The sequence below is a fragment of the Bacillus sp. BB081 genome, assembly GCF_008368895.1.
Classification (GTDB): domain Bacteria; phylum Bacillota; class Bacilli; order Bacillales; family Bacillaceae_G; genus Bacillus_A; species Bacillus_A wiedmannii.
Genome location: NZ_QOZX01000014.1, coordinates 141,794 through 165,918, shown reverse-complemented (window position 1 = coordinate 165,918; position 24,125 = coordinate 141,794). Strand labels below are relative to the sequence as shown.

Here is a 24,125-nt window from a genome sequence, read left to right as displayed (position 1 = left end):
TATTACGCCTCCATTACTAATAATTGTGGGTCATTCAATAGACGTTTAATTTGGTTTAATGCTTTTTGAGCAGTTGCGCCGTCAATTAAACGATGGTCAAAGCTTAGAGATAATGCTAATACTGGAGCTGCAACGATTTCACCGTTTTTCACAACTGGCTTCTCAGCGATACGGCCGATACCAAGGATTGCTACTTCTGGGTGATTGATAACTGGAGTGAACCATTGTCCACCTGCAGAACCAATGTTTGTGATTGTGCAAGAAGCACCTTTCATTTCAGCCGGAGCTAAACGACCATCACGTGCTTTACCAGCAAGATCATTGATCTCGTTAGAAATAGTGAAGATAGACTTGCGATCTGTATCTTTAACAACTGGTACTAATAGACCTTTGTCAGTATCAGCTGCGATACCGATGTTGAAGTAATGTTTATGAACTACTTCTTGAGAAGCATCATCTAAAGAAGTGTTTAACATTGGGTATTCACGTAATGCAGATGTTAAAGCTTTAACAACGTATGGAAGGTAAGTTAATTTAATACCTTTGTCAGCTGCAACAGCTTTGAACTTCTTACGGTGAGCAACAAGTTCTGTTACATCTACCTCATCCATTAACGTTACGTGAGGAGCTGTATGCTTAGAGTTAACCATTGCTTTAGCAATCGCTTTACGGATACCACTCATTTTCTCACGAGTTTCTGGATATTCACCAGCTGGGATTGGTTGTGCTTTTGGTGCTTCTTCTTTCGCTGCTGCTGGAGTAGCTTCTACTGCTGCTGGAGCCTCAGTTGCTGCTACTGCTTGTCCACCATTTGCAAATGCATCGATGTCAGCTTTTACGATACGGCCGTTCTTACCAGAACCAGCTACTTTATGAATGTCTACGCCGTTTTCACGAGCATATTTACGAACAGATGGCATAGCGATTACGCGCTCATTTACTACTTCTGCAGTTGCTGCTGGAGTAGCTTCCGCTGCTGGAGCTTCTACTGCTGCTTCTTCAGCTTTTGGAGCTGCATCATGATCGTCACCTTTAAATTTAAGGTTTTCGTATCCAGGAGCATCAAATTTAATTAATGTATCTCCTACAATTGCAACTGTTCCTTCTTCTACAAGTACTTCAAGTACTTTACCTTTAACAGGAGAAGGGATTTCTACTACTGCTTTATCATTTTGTACTTCAAGAAGTACATCGTCTTCGTTTACTTCATCGCCTGGTTTAATAAACCATTTTACGATTTCACCTTCGTGGATACCTTCACCGATATCTGGTAGTTTAAATTCAAATGCCACGGAATTCAGCCCCCTGATTCATTTCATTATTATAGAATATGTGCAAAAGAAACCAGCATGTGCTGATTTCTTTTGCACATGAAAAGCTAAAAATTAGAAGTTCATTACTTTGTTAACAGCTTCAACAATATCTTTATGGTTTGGTAACCATACGCTCTCAGCTTGAGAGAATGGGAATACTGTATCAGCAGCTGCAACACGTACAACTGGAGCTTCTAAGTTTAAGATTGCACGGTCGTTAATTTCCGCTACAACGTTAGCTGCAATACCAGCTTGTTTTTGTGCTTCTTGAACTACAACTACGCGGCCTGTTTTTTCAACAGAAGCGATGATTGTTTCGATATCTAATGGTTGAACTGTACGTAAGTCAACTACCTCTAAAGAGATACCTTCTTTTTCAAGTTCTTCAGCAGCTTTTAATGCAGCATGAACCATAGCACCGTAAGCGATAACAGATACATCTGTACCTTCACGTTTGATATCAGCTTTACCTAAATCAATTGTGTAATCGCCTTCTGGTACATCTTGACGGAATGAACGGTACAATTTCATATGCTCTAAGTAGATAACTGGATCGTTGTCACGAATCGCAGAGATTAAAAGACCTTTTGCATCGTATGGAGTAGATGGAATAACAACTTTTAGACCAGGTTGTTGAGCCACTAATCCTTCTAAGCTATCAGCATGTAGTTCAGGAGTATGAACACCGCCACCGAATGGAGAACGAATTGTTACTGGAGCAGTCCAACGTCCACCAGAACGGTAACGCATACGAGCTAATTGACCAGAAACTGAATCCATTACTTCATAAATGAAACCGAAGAATTGGATTTCTGGAACTGGACGGAAGCCTTCTAATGCAAGTCCAACTGCAAGTCCACCAATACCAGACTCTGCAAGTGGAGTATCCATTACACGATCTTCACCGAATTCAGCTTGTAAACCTTCAGTAGCACGGAATACACCGCCGTTTACACCAACGTCTTCACCAAACACAAGTACGTTAGGGTCATTTTTCATTTCAACGCGTAAAGCATCAGTGATTGCTTGAATCATTGTCATTTGAGCCATGGCTTACTTCGACTCCTTTTCTTTGTAAATTTCATATTGTTCAGCTAAGTTGTAAGGCATTTTTTCGTACATGATTTCCATTAAATCAGTAACTTTTTGTTTTGGAGCTTGGTCAGCCTTAGCAATTGCTTGTTTGATATCTTCTTTTGCTTCTTCGATTACTTTCTCTTCAACTTCTTGAGACCATAGGCCTTTGTTTTCTAAGAATGCACGGAAGCGTACGATTGGATCTTTTTGTTCCCATTCGTTCTCGATATCTTTTGTACGGTAACGAGTTGGGTCATCACCAGCCATTGTATGTGGACCGTAACGGAATGTTAAAGTCTCGATTAAAGTAGGGCCTTCTCCGTTTACTGCACGCTCACGAGCGAAAGCAGTTGCTGCGTATACAGCTAATGGATCCATACCGTCTACTTGAATTCCGTAAATACCTGCTGCTACTGCTTTTTGTGCTACAGTTTTAGCTGCAGATTGCTTTTCTACTGGAGTAGAGATTGCATAACGGTTGTTTTGTACAACGAAGATTGCTGGAGCTTTGAATGCACCCGCAAAGTTCATACCTTCGTAGAAGTCACCTTGTGAAGCACCACCGTCACCAGTGTAAGTAATTGCAACAGATTTTTTACCACGTAGTTTCATACCTAACGCAACACCAGCAGTTTGGATGATTTGCGCACCGATAATGATTTGTGGAGCAAGTGCATTTACATTCTCAGGCATTTGGTTACCCATGAAATGTCCACGAGAGAATAAGAATGCTTGGTATAATGGTAAACCGTGCCATACTAATTGTGGCACATCACGATATCCTGGTAAGATGAAATCTTCTGCTTCAAGTGCGAAATGACTTGCTAATTGAGAAGCCTCTTGTCCAGCTGTTGGTGCGTAGAAACCTAAACGTCCTTGACGGTTTAAAGAAATAGAACGTTGATCTAGTACGCGAGTATACACCATACGGCGCATTAATTCTTTTAATTGATCATCAGATAATTCAGGCATAGCTGCTTCATTCACAACTTCGCCTTTTTCATTTAAAATTTGTAATGTCTCAAATTGAGCTGCGATAGCTTTCATTTGCTCATCAACATTAAATAGGGTCTTTTTTGTTTTAGTACCCATTCCGTTCACCTCTTCCTCTCTTGAACCATATTCTGAAACGCTTTCACTATCTATTAGCTAGACTGAAAACGCAACAATGTAAACCAACAAATTTATCTGTCGGTTGAGAATAATTTTGTGTACCTAACAATCTGTACTAATGTTTTTTCAGAAACATATTAATACAATCTTGATCACGTTTTTTAGTTTACAACTATTCTAATTACGATGTCAATTACTTTGGTTACGTTTTTTTATAAATAATCTGCAGGTTTCTTCTACACAAACATGTTTTTATTTTTCACATCTGTATTAGTAAGCATTAACCTACTGTTATATTATTCCCTTTTCAACTTATTTTTTCTCTTAGAATAATATGTAAACGATTTAATTCTCTTTAGTTTTTCTCTCTTCTTAGCAAAAATATACAAACTCTTCTTCCTTTTATAGGTAATTACCCATACATTTCTATCCTTCCCTCCATACATTATAGTAACCGCAGTGTTAGCGGGAAATGATAAAGGAGGTCATCTCATGTACGGATACTCATATTGCTATCCAACTTGTTCAAATCCTTCCTACGGTTATGGCGGTTCTTGTGGCGGGTCTGGACGCGGCTTCGCCTTAATCGTTGTGTTGTTTATTTTTTTTATTATCGTTGGTGCTGCTTGCATTCGCTAATGTAAAATGAAACAACTATGGAAAGAAACAGACGGCTTTGCCGTCTGTTCTTTTTATTACATACATAAATATTCTATAGTAAAACACTTTCCAAAGTGCTTCCCTACTTGTCGATGACTTTTTCCACCTCCTTTGGTAGACTAAAGAAGAAAGGAGAGATTACATATGCTTACAATGAAAGATGTAATTCGCGAAGGAGATTCTATTTTGCGAAACGTTGCAGAAGAGGTATCAATGCCGGCGAGCGAAGAAGATACAACTGCCCTAAAAGAAATGATTGAATTTGTAATAAATAGCCAAGATCCTGAAATGGCTGAAAAATATAGTTTGCGCCCTGGAATCGGATTAGCGGCTCCACAAATCGGTATTTCGAAGAAAATGATTGCGGTTCATGTAACTGATACGGACGGTACGTTATATAGTCATGCATTATTCAACCCAAAAATCATTAGTCATTCTGTTGAACGTACATATTTACAAAGCGGGGAAGGCTGTCTATCAGTAGACCGCGAAGTACCTGGTTATGTCCCTCGTTACACAAGAATTACAGTGAAAGCAACATCTATCAATGGCGAAGAAGTAAAATTACGTTTAAAAGGTTTACCAGCAATCGTATTTCAGCATGAGATTGACCATTTAAATGGTGTTATGTTCTATGACCACATTAATAAAGAAAATCCATTTGCTGCTCCTGACGATTCAAAACCTTTAGAGCGATAATAAAAAAGGCGGAAGTTAATCTTCCGCCTTTTTTATATGAAATGGGTTCCATATTCACTTATAGCAATCCAGCCCATTTTAATCCATGATATATGCCGTCTTCACTAACATCCTTTGTCACGTGATTTGCAAGTTTTTTCAAGTCTTCATGACCATTACCCATCACAATACCTGTCCCAACTGCTTCGATCATTTCTAAATCATTTAAGCCATCTCCAAATGCATACACTTGTTCACGGTTAAATCCTAATTTTTCAATGAATTTCTCAATTCCTTTTGCCTTCGAACCACCATTCGGAATAATATCCATTGAATACGCATGCCAGCGAATAAAATGAAAGTCTGGGTAATGATTAATAAACTTTTCTTCTTCATTCACTTCACAGAAAAGAAGTGTTTGATAAATATTACGTTTCTCATAAAAATCAGGTTCATATGCCGGATGTTCAAAATTTAAGCTTCCAAAACCTTCTTTCACATAATCATGATATTCCACTGATGCTCTCATTTCTTGATGATCCAGATATACAAGTGGATATCCTTCTTGTTTTGCAAACTGAGTAAACTTATGTAAGGCAGCTGGATGTAACGGGTTATTAAATATTACCTCATCTTCAAATACAACGTACTGTCCATTAAAGCTAACATAATTATGTATATTGAGTTCCTCACGAATATCTTCAAACATAAACGGTGCACGTCCTGTCGCAATTGCTACATGCACACCTTTCTCTTGTAAATGTCTTACTGCATCTCGTGTAGATTGCGGAATCTTCTTATCATGATCTAATAATGTTCCATCAATATCAAAAAAGACAATTTTATCATTCATTTGTCAAAATCCTTTCTGTTACTCTATATTCCTATTTTGATTATCGCTTTTCAAATTCTAAAAAAAAGTATAACATATTAAACATCTGTGAAGAAAGCGTTCACTTTCTGACCTTATTTATGAAACCTGCATATATATATTAGTAAAAAATGTGGATACTTGTTCGTATGAATTTTCTTTTCTATTCTTTCTCATACTATACCTATAACTAACGGCTACTAATCGTTACTATAGAATAACTTTCCCTGTATGAGAAAGGACAAGATTCAACATTCACTTTTGTCTTCTTTCTTATATCAGAGACGGAGTTTTCACTAGTAATATGCATGTTTTAAATAAGGAAAGGAAGGAGTAATCATGCTGAAGAAGCTGAAGAAAAAGCTCAAGCGTTATTTAAAAGATCTAGTCCGTAAAAAGACAATCGCTTAAATTGTGCCCATTTCGGGCTTTTTCTTCATTCTCATTCGAAAAAACATGAAAATCGTGACTGTTTGCTTTATAATAAGTAACAGATAATGCAAAACATAGACAAGGAGAGGTTTTCCAAATGATTTTTAAAGTATTTTATCAAGTAAAATTGACTGAGGTTCCAGTACGTGAAAATACAAAAGTTTTATATTTAGAGGCTACGTCTGAAAAGGATGTTCGTAAGAAATTAAATAAGTTCGCATATAATATCGAGTTCGTTCAGTCTGTTACTGGTGCTCATCTTGAATATGAAAAAGAAAACGCTGATTTAACATTAGCGGAAATCGTATAGTCATATGAAATTTCTAAAGAATGATCAAGCTGCCGTTTTTGCTTTAGGTGGACTCGGTGAAATCGGTAAAAATACATATGCTGTTCAATTTCAAGATGAAATTATTATTATTGATGCTGGAATTAAATTTCCAGAAGACGAACTCCTCGGAATCGATTATGTAATACCAGATTACACTTATTTTGTGCGAAACGAAGATAAAATTAAAGGATTATTCATTACACATGGTCACGAAGATCATATCGGTGGAATTCCTTACTTATTACGTCAAGTAAACATCCCGATTTATGGCGGAAAATTAGCAATTGCACTAATCAAAAACAAATTAGAAGAGCACGGATTACTTCGTAAAGCAAAACTTTATGAAATTCAAGAAGATGATGTTATTAAATTTAAAAAGACATCTGTTTCCTTCTTCCGTACAACTCACAGTATCCCAGATTCATACGGAGTTGTTGTGAAAACACCTCAAGGACAAGTTGTTCATACTGGCGATTTCAAATTTGATTTCACACCAGTCGGTGAACCAGCGGACTTAACAAAAATGGCTGAAATCGGAAAAGACGGCGTACTTTGTCTCTTATCTGACAGTACAAACAGTGAAGTTCCAAACTTTACAATGTCTGAGCGCCGTGTTGGTGATAGTATTCAAGATATTTTCCGCAAAGTAGAAGGTCGTATTATCTTTGCAACCTTTGCATCAAATATCCATCGTCTACAACAAGTTGTTGAAGCGGCTGTTGAAAACAATCGTAAAGTGGCTGTGTTCGGTCGCAGTATGGAAGCGGCGATTGAAATCGGACAAAACCTTGGTTATATTCGCTGTCCGAAGGATACATTCATAGATACAGCTCAACTAAACCGCCTACCGGCTAATAAAGTTGTTATTTTATGTACAGGTAGTCAAGGTGAGCCAATGGCAGCACTTTCACGTATTGCTAATGGTACTCATCGTCAAATTCAAATCATTCCTGGCGACACAGTTGTTTTCTCTTCTTCACCAATCCCTGGTAATACAATTAGTGTAAGCCGTACAATTAACATGTTGTATCGTGCTGGTGCTGATGTAATCCACGGGAAACTGTCAAACATTCATACGAGTGGACACGGTGGACAAGAAGAACAAAAATTAATGCTTCGTCTAATTAAACCGAAGTATTTCATGCCAATTCATGGTGAATATCGCATGCAACGTATGCATATGAAGTTAGCAAACGATTGTGGTATTCCAGAAGAAAACTGTTTCATCATGGATAATGGAGATGTTCTTGCTCTTCGTTCTGATGAAGCAAGCGTAGCTGGTAAAATACCATCTGGATCTGTCTATATTGACGGAAATGGTATTGGAGATATCGGTAATATTGTATTACGCGATCGTCGTATTCTTTCTGAAGAAGGACTTGTTATTGTAGTTGTAAGCATTGATATGAAAGAGTTTAAAGTTGCAGCAGGACCTGATATTATCTCACGTGGTTTCGTGTATATGCGCGAAAGTAGTGATTTAATTAATGATGCTCAAACATTAATTACAACTCATTTAGAAAAAGTAATGGAGCGTAAAACAACACAATGGTCTGAAATTAAAAATGAAATTACAGACACATTAGCACCATTCCTATATGAGAAAACGAAACGTCGCCCAATGATTTTACCAATCATTATGGAAATATAAGAAAAAGGACAATACCTTCATGGTATTGTCCTTTTCTCTTATCTTAAAAAGTGTTTAAAACGATCTACTTCATCGTCATGACCAATTACAATTAATATATCTCCCGCTTGAATATTTTCCGTAGCTCGAGGAGATACAATAACTTCTTTACCACGTTTAATCGCTACAATATTCAATCCAAACTTCGCACGAATATCTAATTCGATTAAAGAATGACCATCAATTTTTTTATTTGCAATAATCTCTACAATACTATGCTCATCTGAAAGCTCAAGATAGTCTAATACATTACTTGATGCAATGTTATTAGCAATCCTTTTTCCCATATCACGCTCGGGGTGCACAATGTGATCTGCCCCTATTTTACTTAACACTTTTTCATGGTAATCATTTTGAGCTTTTACAGTAATATTTTTTACACCTAACTCTTTTAAAATTAATGTTGTTAAAATACTTGAATTTAAATTGTCTCCAATAGCAACGACTACATGATCAAAATTACGAATACCAAGACTTTTTAATACCATCTCATCTGTTGAATCTGCAATTACAGCATGTGAAGCTATATTTGCAAACTCATTAATTTTATCCTCATCTGAATCAATTGCCATTACTTCCATACCTAATTGAGCGAGTTCTCGGCAAATGCTTCCACCAAAACGTCCAAGCCCAATGACAGCAAATTCTTTCTCTTTTTCACCCACAGGAATTCCTCCAATAACATCGAATACTATGTATTTTTATTGTAACATACTTTAGATTTGCTACAAAAACCTGTATATCATTCTTATTTTTGTTTTTGCATATAAAAATACTGTTGTAAATAAAATGCGATACTGAAAATTAACATACCAAATACAAATATATTTCCAAATGAACTAAATGTTTCAAAAACGAATAATAACGTTTCTTGTCCGAAGAAAGCAAATAATAGTTGTGTAAATGCGAATAGCAATGCCAATATATAATGATGTTGATGGAATAAATAATGTGTTGCACCTAAAAAAGCGATAAACGAAATAATGAAAATCCACCAATTTTCTAAAAACAGTTGCCAATTAGTAAATTGATATCCATTTACTAATATCGCAATAATTCCTATAACAGCCATCGTTGGCACACTCCAAAATAATGCTCGCCCTCTAAAGAAGCGTGTTCCTTTAACATCACCTTTTTCATGTGCAATGTATGTGAGTACTACCGTACTTATGTACAAAACTGAAAGAATTGTTAAAACGATAATAAGCCAAAAATGTAATTGATAATACTCATGCTCTATGTTTGTCACGATAGCCGCTAACATACACGGGATTAACATTCCAGTCCAACCATCTACTTTTCTTTCATTCCAAAACACTGTGTTACCAATCCGTATCCCTAACAACATAAAAATAATGATACCTAGTACAAATAATGTCGTTTTATTCCCTACTAAACTCGTTGAGAAAGCAATTAATCCAATAAATAAAAAGAGCACAAACCCATTCATAATTTCTAATACAGGTGATAAATATCTTTTCACCCATTTATATGTTTCGTCATATTCGTGATTATCTACTAAACGGTAGGCATAAAAACTTATCCCAAAATACACCGCCGCAATAATAACATACGCATATAAGACGAAACATAACATTGCACTGCTAATTTGCACGTAATTCCCCACCCTTTTTTCTATGTTTCACCTTGATTTTACACACTTTCTACACGAAATGTAAACATATATAAGCTAGTTAACTAATCATCTTCTCAATAAGCGATAATGAATAATGAGCAGCGGCTCAAAACCGCTGCTCATTACTTTATCCATTTGTATGCCAATGTGTATCCAAAACAAATATGAAAGATGTTTTCGTCTTGGAACTAACAAGTACCCACTGTAAGTTTTTGCAAAGTTGGCGAGCGAGTTTACTTTCTAGTTCCTTTCCACTTTACATATTGATCTAAAAATGCGATAGCTTTCTCAATAACCTCTTCATCTGGTTTTAATTTTGCATGGTGTAAACCATATTCTGAATTTACCCCCAGCCAAAACATAAATCCAGGAATCTCTTGAAGCATATAACCAAAATCTTCCCCTGTCATTGCCTCAGTACATGTAATTACATTCATATCAGTTTGTTCACTTACAAACTGCATAAACTCTCTCGTTAATACTTCATGGTTATATACTTGATGATACATCGCTCCATAGTCAATAACAGCTTCACATTGGAAGGAAGCTTCTATACCTGCAACAATTGCCTCAATCCTACTTTTAACACGCCTCATTGATTCCACTGATAACGTTCGGATCGTTCCTTCTAACCGAGACTTTTCTGCTATGATATTTTGAACTGTACCACCTGTTATTTTTCCGATTGTAATCACTGCACTATCAAGAGGATTCACATTACGACTAATAACGGATTGAAGTTGTGTAACAAGGTGACTTGCTGCAACAATCATATCATTTGCAGTATGCGGGTAGGCTGCATGTCCACCTTTCCCTTTTAAATCAACATATAACTCTGATGTATTCGCAAATAATAGCCCCTCTTTTGTGGCAATTGTTCCTACAGCGTATTCAGGTGCAATATGAAGACCAAGAATTATATTCGGCTTCCATTCTTTTAACTCTTCACTCTCTAACATAGGAAGAGCCCCTCCTGGCCCTTCTTCAGCTGGTTGGAATAGAAACACAAGGTCATCATCTATTCTTTCTGTTACAGCTGCTGTTAGAAGGCCTAAACCGATTGTTGTATGTAAATCGTGTCCACATGCATGCATCATTCCTTCATGAATAGAAGCAAACTCATATCCAGTTTCTTCGGTAATTGGTAAACCGTCTATATCTGCGCGATAACCGATAATTTTTTCTGGATTTTTTCCATTTACTTTAACAATGACACCCGTTTTCCATACTTTCACTTCCACATATTCATTCGAAAGCGTTCCTATGTAATCTAAAATATACTGTTGTGTTTTCCACTCTTTAAATCCAATTTCCGGTATTTTGTGTAAGTCTCTACGAATTTGAACGAATTTGCTTACTGCCATTTTTGCACCTCTATCTATAAAAAGCGCAAGAGCCTGTTATGCTCTTACGCTTTTTTTGTGTTTATTTCTCTGGGTTTAATTGACGAAGCTCTTGTTTAATTTCAGTTTTTGCTTTTGTCTTCTCATCAATCTCTTTAATTACACGTGCTGGAGTACCGGCAACAACTGTATATGGAGGTACATCTTCTGTTACAACAGCTCCTGCTGCTACAACTGCACCCTTACCTACTGTAACTCCCTCTAACACAACTACGTTTGCACCAATTACAACATCATCTTCAACGATAACTGGTTTTGCTGAAGGCGGCTCAATAACACCTGCAAGTACTGCACCTGCACCTACGTGACAGTTCTTACCAACAGTTGCACGTCCACCAAGTACCGCGTTCATATCAATCATAGTACCTTCACCAATTACAGCACCGATATTAATTGTTGCATTCATCATAATAACAGCATTGTCGCCGATTTCAACGTGATCACGAATAATCGCGCCTGGCTCAATACGAGCTTTAATACCTTTTAAATCAAGCATTGGAATTGCAGAATTACGACGGTCATTTTCAACAACGTAATCAACAATGTGCTTGCTATTTTCATCAAGAATTGCCTTAATTTCAGACCATTCTCCAAATAATACACCAGACTTTTTATTTACAAATGCTTGTACCGTTTCAGGGAATGTTACTTCTTTTAAATCCCCTTTTATGTATACCTTTACAGGAGTTTTCTTTTCACTTTTTTGAATAAACGAAATAATTTCGTTAGCGTCCATCATTTTCATTCTTGTTGCCTCCTAAATCCATTTATAATGTTACTCTACCAAACGATAGAGCGAGTAGCAAGATAATAATCCTATTTTTCCATTTGAATTTCTTCTATAATTTCTAAAAATGCCCTTACTTGCTTCAATTGTCTGGCCGATTCACTCGTCAATAACCATGTTTCTCTCGTTAATTGAACAGGTGTTTTATACATATTTTCCTGTACTTCTTTTAAAACAGTAGAAGGTAAAAGAGCATAACCTATACCATTTAAAACGAGTTGTTTGCAAGTCTCAATTTGATCAACCACAATTGTTCTCTTAGGTGGATTAGAAAATAAACCATACCACCAATTTTGTATTTGTCCATAATAAGTCGAATCACTTTTAAATTGAATAAAAGGTCTATTTGTTTCTTTTAACATCGTAATATCTTTTATTTCTTTATCCACTAAATAAAGTTCATCTTCAAATAATTGTTGCTTCTGACCTTTATATTCTTGTGTTCCTCTCAATATAGCAACATGAACGTCTCCTTCATAAAATTGCTTTTGCACTTCACTACTCCAGCCAGTAAACAGCGATATTTTCACAGAAGGGTATTTATGTACAAACTTCTTCAAAACAGGAGGAAGCCAATATTGACCAATAACTGATGCAACAGCTATTTTTAACGTTCCGTGAGTTTCTGTTCTAAAAACAGCTAGCTCACTTTTAATATCCTCTTCCTTTTGCAGCATTTCTTTTGCATAATTTGCAACTTTTTCCCCTTCAGGTGTAATTGTCAATCCTTTTTGTGAGCGAATAAAAAACTTCATTCCCCATTGTTTCTCCATAGATTGTAATCGTTGACTAAGCGCAGGTTGTGAAACAAATAAACGTTCCGCCGCTTTTCTCATATTCGATTCCTGAGCTAACACAACCATCATTTGAAAATCATCAATTTGCAACTTTCTCCCTCTTTCCTTAGCTTCCATACACCTTATCTCAATAAGCTTTTCATCCTTAATTTAACTATATACTCTTATATTTTTTATCTTTTTAAATATAATACATACACAACTGATATGCACGAAAAAAAAGTGACTTCTCCGCTTCTATGAAGTCACTTTTCTCACATTATCGATTATGTTGCCTTACTTTTTTATTCAACAATTTTAAAATAGCCCGACGTGTTAAAATCCCCTCAAAATACCCATCTTCATTGACAGCGCAAATAAAAGGATGATCAATTGTCATTTCTAAAGCTTTTGCAAACGAATCTTCTAACTTAAGAACCGGAATGTCTTCCTTCATCACCTGTTCTACTTTCATTTCGTCAAGTCTTTCAAACTCAATACGTTCCAGCCCTAACATACCATCTAAAATCATAGCAGTACTAATTAACCCATGCAATTTATACATCGGGTCCAAAACAGGTATCGCCGAATATCCAGATTTCACAAGAACGAGTAAAGCATGCTCTAAACCATTCCCCATTTGGACATGTGCTACTTTTTCTGATGAAATCATTAAATCTTTCACAAAAATTTGTTGAAACTCGTCTTTCGGAATACTAATCATATTACATCCCCCATTTTCCCTTTTTCCTACTTTTAATCACCGACTCTATTCACATTTTATGACAGCGTTTTCATATTATTATTTTGTCCTTACTTTATTTCAATAAAAACAAAATTACACAGCTATTTTAGCATACAACACAAAAAAAAGACTACCATTCCGGTAGCGCTTAATACCCCTTATTTTTTAATCTGTAAAATAACCTTGTGATTTTTTTATATTGTGTCACATCTGTCTGTTTTAAACCATTCTCAATATCTGTAATTTCCACAGATAAAATTTCACTCGCATAATTTTGCTGAAATAGAATATCTAGTAACAAACTCTCTTCTTCTTCTGTTAAAACAAATTCCCTTTTCATATACCCCTCTCCTTATACTCGCATCGTTACTCTTATTATATATAATTTCCAACCTATTTAATAGATGTAATATTCAGTTTTTATCGAAGGATATATAAAAATTGTTTTTTATTTCGTATATCGATTTGCATAACTAAACGCCGCATAAGCATCTGGCTTAATTTTTGCTGTTAATCCCATCGCTTGAATTTTCGCTGTCATATCTAGAATAAATTCTTTTGTTAAACCATCATTTCCGATATCCAAGTGAATTTCCATTATAAATCCAGCTCCCTCTTGAGCATATGGATGCAATAAATCCCATATTGTTTGTATATGGTTCGGAGTAAATAGGCATGCAATTTCTTGGCTAAACTGCGTTTCTAAATATATTTTCTCACGTAAAGTTGCTGGCTTATCTTTTACTGATTTATGGTGTAAACACCCCCAGGCACCTTTTCCAACGCGATGAATATGAATTGCCGTAATAAACCTCGTATCCTTTTGATGTGCTTGTGAGTCTGTCCCAATGGATAAACGATATAAATTTCGTGGATCCTTTTCAATGAAACTGCAAATACGGCTAAAGACCATATCAAAATTTAAATGTCTCTCTGAAACATTATAAAATGTATGTTCACCGGCCACATAGTCACGTCCTTTCAATTAGACAGACTTTTCGTATTCTCATTGTATGGGACAAAAATAAAAATTATAACTTCCTATCCTTTATTCGTTTCAATATTTCGAATTACATAGTGGCAAACTTGGCACGTATAAATTACATTTTGATTCGATTGAGCCGTTAATACATAAATAATCTCAGCAGAATTGTGACATTTAGGACAAACCACAACTGGTAAACGTTCCATACAACACACCTCCTCGTTATTTTTATTCCGCTATTTGCTACCCGTCCCCCCCCCAATTGGTGATGGCTAATAATCAGTATAGGACGAAGAAGCCCTACTGATTACAATTTCACTTTATTACCATTGTAGGAAAAATGAAAAATCCCTATACATATATGCTAAAAAGTAATAGAACTAAAAAAGGTGTTGCCATATGGCAACACCTTTTTTATATGTATCAAGAAATGATATCGTAAATCTCAATTGCAACCATATCGATATTATCGAATTGATACACTTGAGGTTTTTCACCTTGTTGATACACTTCTAACTCATACATTTCACTTTTATCGAAAAATTTCACGCTACATTTGCGCTCACCGTTCACTTCAAAATAGCGTTGTGCTACTTCACCGCTTTCAGCTTGTTCTTGTAAACTAACAAGTCGAGTTAAAATTCCTTGGAGTAGAGACATGAAATCTCTCCTTTCTCTGATCTTCCTACCAATAGGTTTTACAGCTATACTCATTCTATCCGTCATAACAGAAAAAATGTTCCACAGTCTAGGATAAAGGTTATTGGCCAGAAACTCAACTAAAAATTTGTCGAAATGCGAAGGAAAAAACAGAAAGAACATCTTTTCCCTTCTTTATTGCGATTTTTATACTGGAAGAATATAATAAAAAACAGAAAAAAGGAGGAATTACAATGAGAAAAATTGAGGTTTACACACAACCTGATTGTCCGCCATGTGTCATTGTGAAAGAATTTTTAAAGCATAATAACGTTGTATATGAAGAATTTGACGTAAAAAAAGACGCTGCTGCACGCAATCGTCTTTTATACGACTATGATTCGTATTCAACTCCAACAGTTGTAATTGATGGAGAAGTTGTTGCTGGTTTTCAAATTGAAAAATTACAACAGCTACTCAATATTGAATAAGAATAGGTAAAGACCTATTCTTATTTTTATCCCACTATTTGTGGGCAGTAATAGCCCTATTGGTGCGAGCTATTAATCAGTGAGAGATGAACATCCCCACCGATTAAAGTTTCACTTTATAATTGTTGTAATCGTTTTATTTCAGTTAAAAGTTCTTGGCTTTCATGATATCCGGCCAATTTCCATTTTCCTTGATCTCTTTGCAATGTTATAATTTGATATTGTCCACTTTTCGCCCGCTCATATACATATAAAATTTTATGCTCTTCATCATATGACATTTTCGTTTCTGAATGAAAAGAAAACGGCGCTTCTTTTGCTGGAAGTAAATATTCACCACTTTGTTTATCACTTCTACTATTTTCATCTGTAAATACTTGAAGGAAATTCTCTGTAAAATATGGTGATAACGTTTCTATCATCTTATTCATCGGCAAATGCTTCCCACGAATTGAAAATTGGGTTTCATAGCCCTTTTGTATCGTTGTAAACACTTCTTCCCGATCGACTTTCACTTCCTCTTTTCCTAAAACAGTTGTGACACTATAACCAACTAGAAAGGCAACGCATACAAATAGAACTAACCATATTCCATATTTCCTCATTTTTTCACCTTCCTTTTAAGAAAACTTGTCTTTGTAGTATTCATTGTAACAATGATTATGCAAAGACAGGGGTGGTTTCGTTCGTAAAATCTTTACAACGATAGACAGCATTTTCATCACCATTTTCACTATTACCAATTTATGATAAAAACAAACAAAAAATGCACGAATCTCTTCGTGCATTAAAATAAAACATCTTCTTCATATAAATATTCATACGATAAATCTATAAATAAAAAGTTTTCATCATCAATTGGGAAGGAAAATGTCCGTACCATCTCACCGGTTTCAATATCAGCATATAAATCTGAAAGTCTTGCCTTATTCTCAAAACGCATTTTCATAATATTTTCTAGAAAATACGGACGCCAACTCCAGTTCTTCATATAATACTCAGGCATCACAATCCATTCCCCATCTTTTTTCATAACGTTTCCTGATTGTTGGAAACCATCTTCGTTACAAATAAATATGCGGAAACTACACTGTGATACACTTTGGCTAAATTGTAATAACCAATCATTTATATCTTCATTCTTTTTCTGTTTGGCTAGAACATCACCAATTCGATCACGTAACATTTCTGTTAAATTATAAATCTTTTGTAACTTTTTCTTCTCATGTTGAATAAATTGATGACACTCATTACCAAGTCGTTCTTTCAAAACGTTCGTTTCAATAAAATCAGGTAAGCACTCTTTCAAATAATTCCCTTGATAATATCTACCACCGTTTTTCCAAGCATATTGTAGTTGATAAAAAGCATCTATTTCTTCATATAACAATGTTGCACCAATTCTTCTAGCAAGTAATGATAAAGAATATAAAATATCTTGATAAGATTGTAAAAGTGCAGTTTGCCTTAAGTTTGTTAAATCTACTTTTAAAATATCCGGTGCTAACACGCTAATACGTTCTAAATTACTTGTACCCGTTCCGACTTTATTAATCGAAATTTGAATACCATATGTACGATAATACATAAGCAAATGATTAAATTGCTCTATATCTTCTTGACATTCATGTTCTGTAATTTCTAAAACAATGTGTTTCAAATTTAAACCTTGCTCTTCATACATCAATAAAAGTTGAAGTAAACTTTCATCATCATCGTTCATTAATACGTTAGCATTCCGATGTATAAATAATAATAGTTTTTGATCACTTTCTAAATAACGATTTAAAGCTTTTTCTACTATAATGTTATCCGCTTCCAGTTGAAACTCACTCGGAATAGAATCATCATGAAAGAAAGAAGCTAGACTTTGTATGCCCTCTTCTGTTTGAATACGTCCTACTACTTCATATCCAATTACAGTATGCTCATCAGCACTAAAAATAGCTTGATAATAAGGAAGGACTTTATCCAAGTTACTCATTACATCTAATGCATCTATCAACGCGCTTCCCTCCCTTTACTTTTCAAAAATTATAACATGATATTTACGGAAAAATAATAAAAAATCCCTTCAGTTTTCCTGAAGGGATTAGAGGGGTAAAATGCTAAGGGGAATTAGCAATTCTACTATGAAGAAAAAAGAGGTCTTAAATATAACGTATATATGACCTCTTGTAAACACCTTTCTTTCACATGTCACAATTCCGTCACATTTAACCGTAAGAATATGAATCAAACATTCATTTTCTTATCCCTTTTAAAATGGATATTGATGTAAATGTTGTCCTCCATCCATTGTCATACAAGTTCCATTTATGTACGCAGCTTCATCTGAACATAAATAATAAGCTAGACCTGCAATTTCTTCTGGCGTGCCCAGTCTTCCAAGCGGAACACTTTGTATCGTACGCTTAGCCATTTCTTCTGAAATCCATAATTTATCGGCACCGCCCGTACGTTCAATTGGTCCTGGCGCGATAGCGTTAACTCGTATTCCATATTTACGGCCCCACTCAACAGCGAGTGTCTTCGTCATTGCTAATACTCCAGCCTTCGCTGCAGCCGAATGAATAACTCCCGGACCTGCATCCCATGCATATGTTGCTACCATGTTAATGATATTCCCTTTTATACCTTTTTCAATCCAATATTTTCCGACAGCATGGCTGCAGTAAAATGTACCGTTTAATACAATATTAATGACTGAATTCCAGCCATTCACGGATAAATCTTCTGCTGGACAAATAAAGTTTCCAGCTGCATTGTTTATTAAAACATCAATTCGACCAAACTTCTCATCAATCTCTTCAATCATTTTCTGAATGTCATCAGTATTTCTTACATCCATTTGTACAGGTAATACTTGCCCCGGAAATTGTTCAATTTCCAACTTTGTTTCCTCTAGTTTTTCCTTTGTACGTCCTGTAATAACAACTCGTGCCCCTTCTTTTGCAAAACGGGTCGCCATTCCTTTTCCCATTCCGCTCGATCCACCTGTTATAATAACTACCTTTTCTTTCACATACATCCCCTCCCAAAAATGAATACACATTCATTTTATCATTTTATTTAATAGAAATCTTTATATTTTTAAACTTTTCTGATATTTTAATGTAAAGAGGTTTCTTTTTATTCGTTTCTTTCGTAATCTATACTACTTTTTTATTATTTAAAATATATTTTAAATAAACTGAAAGGAGATTTGAGTAACCTATAAATGTAACGAAAACATGTGATATAAGTTAAATAGGTATACTCATATTTTTATGAAGAAAATTACAAGAAGAGATTTTTTTAAAGCTGGAATGCGCACTTGTCTATATTCATTTATAACCACTAGCATCGGATACTATTACGCTAAATATATTGAGCCTCATTTACTCTCTTTTACAGAGCATACACTTACATCACAACTCATACCCAAAAGTTTTCATGGTATAAAGATTCTTCAATTTAGCGATTTACATCTCGGATACTATTTCTCTCTCCAACATTTATCTCAAATCGCTTCTAAAATTAATGCTGTAAAACCTGACATTGTTCTTTTCACTGGTGATCTCATTGATAATTATCAAACATATACTGACACTCCTTTCGTTCCATCTATTTTAAAAAATATACAAGCACCCTTCGGTAAATTTTCTATTTATGGTAACCATGATCACGGCGGATATGGAACGGAATACTACGAGCACATCATGCGTGAATCTGGATTTGAACTACTACTAAATAGCGAAAAGAGAATTCGTCTACTGGATAATAGTGAAATTTCAATTTTCGGTCTTGATGATATACTACTAGGCAAACCCAAAATAGAAGAAACACTACAGCACGCGAGGCAAAACACTTATAACATTGTTCTTGTTCACGAGCCAGATATTGCACCACAAATCGCTAAATATCCAGTTAACTTACAACTTTCTGGTCATAGCCATGGCGGACAAGTACAAATTCCCTTTTTAGGTGCTATTATTACCCCATCACTTGCTAAAAACTATGTTGAAGGTTTCTATACGATTCAAGATTTAGCTCTCTATGTCAATCGAGGTCTTGGCAGAACACGCGTCCCATTCCGATTTATGGCAAAACCTGAAATTACAATTTTTACGCTCCAACATTCGTAATAATTCGCCTATTTTCTTACATATCCTTTCTTGTACGCGCTCATCCACGTTTCATTTACCATATGATAAAAATGAGTCCAATAAAGGAGGTTTGTTCATGTATCCATATTATCAACCAATCCCAGTCCGTTCAGCACCTATTGGTCCAGTAGGCGACTCACGCTTCTTTCCGTTTTTTGGTGTTCCATTTCTAGCTGGGATTGCTGGTGGACTGCTCGGCGGTGCATTAGCTTTCGGTCCTAGACCGTATTACCCACCATATCCACCACCTTTCCCACCGCCAACACCTTATCCTTGTTATGGCGGACCTTGTCAACAACCATTCTATTATTAAAGTACTCCAACAATTCTACCAATGTTATTCCCTCTCTTAACTGATCCATTAACATGCTTATAATAAAAACTATTCTCTCTACGCATCCTTCTATTTAGAGAATGTATAATAAGTAGAGAACAAAGTAAAAAAACCTCTTAAAAAAAGAGGTTTTTTTACTTTGTTCTCATTATTCAGCATCCGTGTTTTGATACGCCATCTTAAACATTACTTCAGCATCCGTGTTTTGATACGCCATCTTAAACAACTTCACTTGGCTATCAATTTCTTCTGTACTACTATTAATAACATAGTAGTACTCACCAGATTTATTCTGTTCACGTGTTTTCACATTATCAGCTAATATAAGTTGTAAAATCGCCTTAATTCTCGCCTTCATTTCAATATCTAATATCGGGAAAGATATTTCTACTCGCTTCTCCATATTCCGCGTCATCCAGTCAGCTGAAGATAAGTATATTTTCTCTTCTCCATTATGATGGAAATAATAAATTCGGCTATGTTCTAAATATCTCCCGACAACACTAACTACCCGAATATTTTCACTTACATTTGGAATACCAGGCCTTAAACAACACGTTCCTCGAACGATGAGCTCTACCTTTACTCCAGCTTGTGATGCTTCATACATTTTTTTGATTAATGGTTTATCTGTTAATGAATTCATCTTAGCGATAATATATCCATTTCCATATTGCCTATGATAACGGATTTCTTCATCTATTAAATCCATAAATTGCTCTCTTATATCAAATGGTGCAACCGATAAATGATGAAAATGTGGCTTGCTTGTATAACCACTCAAATAATTAAAGAAATTTGTTGCATCGACCCCAAAGTCTTTTCGTGATGTAATATACCCGAAATCAGTATATAACTTTGCTGTTGCGTCATTATAATTTCCAGTCCCGAGATGTACGAACCTTTCGATTTTTCCGTTTTTTCTTCTTACAACTAGCGTAATTTTACTATGTGTTTTCAAGTGGCTTACACCGTAAATAACGTGACAGCCTGCCTTTTCTAATTCTTTAGCCCAATGCACATTATTTTCTTCATCAAATCTAGCCTTCAATTCAACTAATACCGTAACTTGCTTCCCTTTTTCAGCTGCTACCTTTAGCGCCTGAATAATCGGCGAATCCCCACTTACTCGATATAATGTTTGTTTGATTGCAAGTACATTCGGATCGTCTGCCGCATCACGGACAAAATCAACTACTGGCTGAAATGATTCAAAAGGATGATGTAATAAAATATCATGCTCAATTGCTTTTTCGAATACATCTTCCGCATCCCCCAAGTCTTGAGGCCGTTGCGGAATAAGAGCCGGATATACTAGATGTTCATATAAAGGAGCTAGTTTTTTATATAAAGAAAATAGACATGTTAAATCTAATGGTCCATCCATTATATACACATCTTCATCTTTTACTTCCAACACCTCATATAATAATGCTAATACTCTTTCATCAATATGCTCTTTGCCAACTTCTAAACGTACAGCAGCTCCCCACTTACGCTTTTTTAATTCTTTTTCAATTACCTTTAATAAATCCCTCGCACCTTCTTCATGAATCGTTAAATCCGCATTGCGTGTAATACGGAAACGAGTAACAGACGATACTTTATATCCTGTAAATAATTTATGAGTAAAACCACTAATTACATCTTCTAATAAAATAAATTTATGCTTTTGCCCCTCACTCGGTAAAAATATGAAACGTTCAAGTAATGAAGGAACTTGTACAATTCCTAACTTCGTGCGGTTTTCTTCCTCCACTTGTTTCTCATCATATAAAAGAGTAGCTAAATTCAAACTTTTATTTAATAACATCGGAAATGGACGATATGCATCAATAGCTACAGGTGTTAAGACTGGAAAAATCTGCTCATCAAAATACTCTTCTATAAATTCCCTCTGTTCTTTCGTCAAATCGTGGAATGTTAAACGTTCAATCCCCTCTAACTCCAGCGCTGGCAACACATAATTTTTAAACGTATCATATTGTACAGTCATTAATTCATGGGCCTTTATCGCAATTTTATTTAATTGCTTTTTTGGTGTTAAGCCAGCCTTATTTTCTGGTTGGTTAAACCCAGCACTCACTTGATCCTTCAATCCTGCTACGCGTACCATAAAGAATTCATCTAAATTGGAACTGAAAATGCTAATAAACTTTAATCTTTCCAAGAGCGGATTTGTTTCATCCTGTGCTTCTTGTAGTACACGTTCATTAAATGCTAACCAACTTAATTCTCGATTATTGTAATAAGCTGTATCATTTAAATTTACTATATTCCCCATCAACATTTCCATCCTCTTCACACTTCCCCTGAAACTTTTTTACTATAATTTAGTTACTTTTATTTTAGCAAATTACAATATTCCAAGGTGTTAATTTTTTGTAAAGACATCCGTACAACTTAACGTTTTGATTCGAAGGATAAATTAATAGTCGTTTTCAACACTCTTTCCAGCTGCTTTTTTTGTTTTTCAGCTTGCACTTTTTCCGCTAATGCCGATTGCTCACATACAATTTTAAATGTTAATCCTTCTTTACTTTCTGTTATAGATATCGATTCAACAAGCGATCTTTGTCTTATATTCAGAGCTGCTGAAAACTGTAAAACAGCCCCTAATAGGCGGATTTTTTTTTGTTCATTTTTATCAAACCATCCTTCAAATGGGGACAAATGTTGTTTGAATAACATTTTTGATTTATAAGACGCAATAAGCGCTAATCTAACTCGCTCTTTATGCATCATCCCATCAATCGTTTTATTCGCTAATAAATAAAACGTGTGTAAGCGACTCGCTTCTTCGTCTATATATTTACCTATATTAAATACTTTCGCTGCTTGATGGAATACTTCCCAGTCTTTTACTGACATAGAAATCAGCCCTGTTTCTTCAAGTTGTTGACAAATGAGTCTTCCATGTTTAATAAGCTGCATTACAAATTCCATATCCATTTCATATTCATGTGATAATAAATACAAACTTTCTTCGACTACGTTCGGATAATATGAAATCCCCAAATCTTTTGTCAACTCTTCATAGAAAACACCTTCTCGTAACCCTTTTCTACTTAACACAAATGCTGGTGCCTCTATAACATTAACAAGCGTATGAAAAACTTCGACTGCTGGAATAATTGTATCTGCTCGATCTTTTGCCAATCCTTCCAATTTTTGAAGTTCTATGAACGACAATGCTTCCAATTCTTCTTTCACATTTTTAATATCTTCTTCTTTCATTTTATATAAATGTACCCCTGCTATAGGATAACAAATTAAATTTTGATGGATTTTCACTAAGTTCCTCGCACTACCACCAATTGCAATAAGAGGCAATTTCTTATCAATTAACCATGGTAATGTTCGAAATTGATATTCTAAGTACGTTTGAATCTTTTCCAACTCGTCTTCAGTAGGTATATCCTCTTTAATAAATTGTTGCTTTAAAGAAAGTGCTCCAAAAGGAAAGCTATGGTACTCTAGAATCTCTCTATTTCGAAAGTATGTAACTTCTGTACTTCCTCCACCAATATCTACTGTAATTCCTTCAGAGAACGAAGTTGAATTCATAACCGCTAAATAGCCGTAACGTGCTTCTTCATATTCTGATAAGACTCTAAGAGTAAAGTCTGTTTGTCCTTCAACCAGTTTTTTAATTGCCTCTTGATTCTCAGCCTGTCTAATTGTTGCTGTTGCAACACAAAGTACATGATGCAACTGGTGGAATCGTGTACTTTCTTGAAATTGAAATAACGTTTGTAACAATACCTCTATTCCTTCTTCATTCAACACACCATCAATTAAGTAATTCCTTAGCCGAGCAACCACTTTCGTATTTTCAATCTCCTTATAAAAACCTCCGTTTTGCTTTTCATAAATAACTAAACGCATTGTATTAGATCCAATATCTATAATGGCATATTGCTGTTTTAATATTTCTTTCAAAATTCTCACTCTTTCATTATCAAATTTCTAAAACACATTCTATTACTATTATACAAAATAGTTGTTTTTTGTAA

General features: G+C 35.3%; 26 protein-coding genes. 7 read left to right on the top strand and 19 right to left on the bottom strand.

Going from position 1 to position 24,125, the window contains the following annotated elements; genetic code table 11:
- Window positions 1-2: 2 nt before the first annotated feature.
- The 3 genes from pdhC to pdhA all read right to left on the bottom strand — a co-directional run bounded on the left by pdhC (window position 3) and on the right by pdhA (window position 3,482).
- Window positions 3-1,292 (bottom strand): pyruvate dehydrogenase complex dihydrolipoyllysine-residue acetyltransferase, encoded by a 1,290-nt coding sequence (gene pdhC / locus DN394_RS07400; RefSeq protein WP_000863412.1) that lies wholly within the window; start codon window positions 1,290-1,292, stop codon window positions 3-5.
- Window positions 1,293-1,385: 93 nt separating this feature from the next.
- Window positions 1,386-2,363, bottom strand: coding sequence for a pyruvate dehydrogenase complex E1 component subunit beta (gene pdhB, locus DN394_RS07395; RefSeq protein ID WP_000068162.1), 978 nt, complete (start codon window positions 2,361-2,363; stop codon window positions 1,386-1,388).
- 3 nt (window positions 2,364-2,366) lie between these two features.
- Window positions 2,367-3,482: a pyruvate dehydrogenase E1 component subunit alpha gene (pdhA, locus tag DN394_RS07390; RefSeq protein WP_000536893.1), complete on the bottom strand. Its 1,116-nt coding sequence runs from the start codon at window positions 3,480-3,482 to the stop codon at window positions 2,367-2,369.
- 513 nt (window positions 3,483-3,995) lie between these two features.
- Between pdhA and DN394_RS07385 the strand changes: the two genes are divergently transcribed.
- Together DN394_RS07385 and def are read left to right on the top strand one after the other, a co-directional pair.
- Window positions 3,996-4,142, top strand: coding sequence for a YjcZ family sporulation protein (locus tag DN394_RS07385; RefSeq protein ID WP_149293695.1), 147 nt, complete (start codon window positions 3,996-3,998; stop codon window positions 4,140-4,142).
- Between the two features lie 165 nt (window positions 4,143-4,307).
- Complete coding sequence (def, locus tag DN394_RS07380; protein ID WP_000957060.1) at window positions 4,308-4,862, top strand: peptide deformylase; 555 nt, start codon at window positions 4,308-4,310, stop codon at window positions 4,860-4,862.
- A gap of 58 nt (window positions 4,863-4,920) precedes the next feature.
- On the opposite strand, the gene DN394_RS07375 is transcribed toward def, so the two are convergent.
- Window positions 4,921-5,694 (bottom strand): Cof-type HAD-IIB family hydrolase, encoded by a 774-nt coding sequence (locus DN394_RS07375; RefSeq protein WP_000998280.1) that lies wholly within the window; start codon window positions 5,692-5,694, stop codon window positions 4,921-4,923.
- A gap of 547 nt (window positions 5,695-6,241) precedes the next feature.
- On the opposite strand from DN394_RS07375, the gene DN394_RS07365 reads away from it, so the two are divergent.
- Both DN394_RS07365 and rnjA read left to right on the top strand, forming a co-directional pair.
- Window positions 6,242-6,454, top strand: coding sequence for a DNA-dependent RNA polymerase subunit epsilon (locus tag DN394_RS07365; protein ID WP_000576445.1), 213 nt, complete (start codon window positions 6,242-6,244; stop codon window positions 6,452-6,454).
- Between the two features lie 4 nt (window positions 6,455-6,458).
- Complete coding sequence (gene rnjA, locus DN394_RS07360) at window positions 6,459-8,126, top strand: ribonuclease J1 (RefSeq protein WP_000670370.1); 1,668 nt, start codon at window positions 6,459-6,461, stop codon at window positions 8,124-8,126.
- 38 nt (window positions 8,127-8,164) lie between these two features.
- Here the strand turns inward: rnjA and DN394_RS07355 are convergent, their stop codons facing one another.
- From DN394_RS07355 to DN394_RS07315, 10 genes are all read right to left on the bottom strand, one after another.
- A complete protein-coding gene (locus DN394_RS07355) occupies window positions 8,165-8,830 on the bottom strand; it encodes a potassium channel family protein (RefSeq protein WP_000504032.1) in 666 nt (221 codons plus the stop codon).
- Between the two features lie 83 nt (window positions 8,831-8,913).
- Window positions 8,914-9,780 carry a hypothetical protein gene (locus tag DN394_RS07350; RefSeq protein WP_046956446.1) on the bottom strand — a complete coding sequence of 289 codons (867 nt, stop codon included), beginning with the start codon at window positions 9,778-9,780 and terminating at the stop codon, window positions 8,914-8,916.
- Between the two features lie 254 nt (window positions 9,781-10,034).
- Window positions 10,035-11,165, bottom strand: coding sequence for an N-acetyldiaminopimelate deacetylase (locus DN394_RS07345; RefSeq protein WP_000301171.1), 1,131 nt, complete (start codon window positions 11,163-11,165; stop codon window positions 10,035-10,037).
- Window positions 11,166-11,226: 61 nt separating this feature from the next.
- Window positions 11,227-11,949 carry a 2,3,4,5-tetrahydropyridine-2,6-dicarboxylate N-acetyltransferase gene (dapD, locus tag DN394_RS07340; RefSeq protein WP_149293694.1) on the bottom strand — a complete coding sequence of 241 codons (723 nt, stop codon included), beginning with the start codon at window positions 11,947-11,949 and terminating at the stop codon, window positions 11,227-11,229.
- A 71-nt stretch (window positions 11,950-12,020) separates the two neighbouring features.
- Window positions 12,021-12,905: a LysR family transcriptional regulator gene (locus DN394_RS07335; protein WP_002008407.1), complete on the bottom strand. Its 885-nt coding sequence runs from the start codon at window positions 12,903-12,905 to the stop codon at window positions 12,021-12,023.
- A 142-nt stretch (window positions 12,906-13,047) separates the two neighbouring features.
- The gene (cbpB, locus tag DN394_RS07330) at window positions 13,048-13,491 is read right to left on the bottom strand and encodes a cyclic-di-AMP-binding protein CbpB (protein ID WP_000623572.1); all 444 of its coding nucleotides are present in this window, start codon (window positions 13,489-13,491) and stop codon (window positions 13,048-13,050) included.
- A gap of 169 nt (window positions 13,492-13,660) precedes the next feature.
- Entirely contained in the window at window positions 13,661-13,852 is a 192-nt protein-coding gene (gene abbA, locus DN394_RS07325; protein ID WP_000817795.1) for an antirepressor AbbA, read from the bottom strand.
- 108 nt (window positions 13,853-13,960) lie between these two features.
- The gene (locus DN394_RS07320) at window positions 13,961-14,479 is read right to left on the bottom strand and encodes a ribonuclease H-like YkuK family protein (RefSeq protein ID WP_000896655.1); all 519 of its coding nucleotides are present in this window, start codon (window positions 14,477-14,479) and stop codon (window positions 13,961-13,963) included.
- A 74-nt stretch (window positions 14,480-14,553) separates the two neighbouring features.
- Entirely contained in the window at window positions 14,554-14,703 is a 150-nt protein-coding gene (locus DN394_RS28900; protein WP_046956445.1) for a hypothetical protein, read from the bottom strand.
- A gap of 217 nt (window positions 14,704-14,920) precedes the next feature.
- Entirely contained in the window at window positions 14,921-15,157 is a 237-nt protein-coding gene (locus DN394_RS07315; protein ID WP_000055151.1) for a YkuJ family protein, read from the bottom strand.
- A gap of 233 nt (window positions 15,158-15,390) precedes the next feature.
- On the opposite strand from DN394_RS07315, the gene DN394_RS07310 reads away from it, so the two are divergent.
- A complete protein-coding gene (locus DN394_RS07310) occupies window positions 15,391-15,627 on the top strand; it encodes a glutaredoxin family protein (protein WP_001225788.1) in 237 nt (78 codons plus the stop codon).
- A gap of 116 nt (window positions 15,628-15,743) precedes the next feature.
- Here DN394_RS07310 and DN394_RS07305 read toward each other — a convergent pair whose 3' ends face one another.
- The 3 genes from DN394_RS07305 to fadH all read right to left on the bottom strand — a co-directional run bounded on the left by DN394_RS07305 (window position 15,744) and on the right by fadH (window position 18,652).
- Window positions 15,744-16,232, bottom strand: coding sequence for a DUF3993 domain-containing protein (locus DN394_RS07305; RefSeq protein ID WP_001233812.1), 489 nt, complete (start codon window positions 16,230-16,232; stop codon window positions 15,744-15,746).
- A gap of 182 nt (window positions 16,233-16,414) precedes the next feature.
- Window positions 16,415-17,632 (bottom strand): EAL domain-containing protein, encoded by a 1,218-nt coding sequence (locus DN394_RS07300; protein WP_046957433.1) that lies wholly within the window; start codon window positions 17,630-17,632, stop codon window positions 16,415-16,417.
- 255 nt (window positions 17,633-17,887) lie between these two features.
- Window positions 17,888-18,652, bottom strand: coding sequence for a 2,4-dienoyl-CoA reductase (fadH, locus tag DN394_RS07295; protein ID WP_000660912.1), 765 nt, complete (start codon window positions 18,650-18,652; stop codon window positions 17,888-17,890).
- A gap of 244 nt (window positions 18,653-18,896) precedes the next feature.
- On the opposite strand from fadH, the gene DN394_RS07290 reads away from it, so the two are divergent.
- Window positions 18,897-19,754, top strand: a complete 858-nt coding sequence (locus DN394_RS07290; protein ID WP_149293693.1) for a metallophosphoesterase — start codon at window positions 18,897-18,899, stop codon at window positions 19,752-19,754.
- 97 nt (window positions 19,755-19,851) lie between these two features.
- The gene (locus DN394_RS07280; protein ID WP_000283744.1) at window positions 19,852-20,088 is read left to right on the top strand and encodes a hypothetical protein; all 237 of its coding nucleotides are present in this window, start codon (window positions 19,852-19,854) and stop codon (window positions 20,086-20,088) included.
- A 169-nt stretch (window positions 20,089-20,257) separates the two neighbouring features.
- Here the strand turns inward: DN394_RS07280 and DN394_RS07270 are convergent, their stop codons facing one another.
- A complete protein-coding gene (locus tag DN394_RS07270; protein ID WP_149293692.1) occupies window positions 20,258-22,405 on the bottom strand; it encodes a polyphosphate kinase in 2,148 nt (715 codons plus the stop codon).
- Between the two features lie 107 nt (window positions 22,406-22,512).
- A complete protein-coding gene (gene ppx / locus DN394_RS07265) occupies window positions 22,513-24,051 on the bottom strand; it encodes an exopolyphosphatase (protein ID WP_046956440.1) in 1,539 nt (512 codons plus the stop codon).
- Window positions 24,052-24,125: the final 74 nt, after the last annotated feature.

Coding starts and splice junctions, on each gene's coding strand:
- pdhB (WP_000068162.1), bottom strand. CDS start 2,363: ATGGCTCAAATGACAATGATTCAAGCAATCACTGATGCTTTACGCGTT.
- pdhA (WP_000536893.1), bottom strand. CDS start 3,482: ATGGGTACTAAAACAAAAAAGACCCTATTTAATGTTGATGAGCAAATG.
- DN394_RS07385 (WP_149293695.1), top strand. CDS start 3,996: ATGTACGGATACTCATATTGCTATCCAACTTGTTCAAATCCTTCCTAC.
- def (WP_000957060.1), top strand. CDS start 4,308: ATGCTTACAATGAAAGATGTAATTCGCGAAGGAGATTCTATTTTGCGA.
- DN394_RS07375 (WP_000998280.1), bottom strand. CDS start 5,694: ATGAATGATAAAATTGTCTTTTTTGATATTGATGGAACATTATTAGAT.
- DN394_RS07365 (WP_000576445.1), top strand. CDS start 6,242: ATGATTTTTAAAGTATTTTATCAAGTAAAATTGACTGAGGTTCCAGTA.
- rnjA (WP_000670370.1), top strand. CDS start 6,459: ATGAAATTTCTAAAGAATGATCAAGCTGCCGTTTTTGCTTTAGGTGGA.
- DN394_RS07345 (WP_000301171.1), bottom strand. CDS start 11,165: ATGGCAGTAAGCAAATTCGTTCAAATTCGTAGAGACTTACACAAAATA.
- dapD (WP_149293694.1), bottom strand. CDS start 11,949: ATGAAAATGATGGACGCTAACGAAATTATTTCGTTTATTCAAAAAAGT.
- DN394_RS07335 (WP_002008407.1), bottom strand. CDS start 12,905: ATGGAAGCTAAGGAAAGAGGGAGAAAGTTGCAAATTGATGATTTTCAA.
- cbpB (WP_000623572.1), bottom strand. CDS start 13,491: ATGATTAGTATTCCGAAAGACGAGTTTCAACAAATTTTTGTGAAAGAT.
- abbA (WP_000817795.1), bottom strand. CDS start 13,852: ATGAAAAGGGAATTTGTTTTAACAGAAGAAGAAGAGAGTTTGTTACTA.
- DN394_RS28900 (WP_046956445.1), bottom strand. CDS start 14,703: ATGGAACGTTTACCAGTTGTGGTTTGTCCTAAATGTCACAATTCTGCT.
- DN394_RS07315 (WP_000055151.1), bottom strand. CDS start 15,157: ATGTCTCTACTCCAAGGAATTTTAACTCGACTTGTTAGTTTACAAGAA.
- DN394_RS07310 (WP_001225788.1), top strand. CDS start 15,391: ATGAGAAAAATTGAGGTTTACACACAACCTGATTGTCCGCCATGTGTC.
- DN394_RS07305 (WP_001233812.1), bottom strand. CDS start 16,232: ATGAGGAAATATGGAATATGGTTAGTTCTATTTGTATGCGTTGCCTTT.
- DN394_RS07290 (WP_149293693.1), top strand. CDS start 18,897: ATGAAGAAAATTACAAGAAGAGATTTTTTTAAAGCTGGAATGCGCACT.
- DN394_RS07280 (WP_000283744.1), top strand. CDS start 19,852: ATGTATCCATATTATCAACCAATCCCAGTCCGTTCAGCACCTATTGGT.
- DN394_RS07270 (WP_149293692.1), bottom strand. CDS start 22,405: ATGGAAATGTTGATGGGGAATATAGTAAATTTAAATGATACAGCTTAT.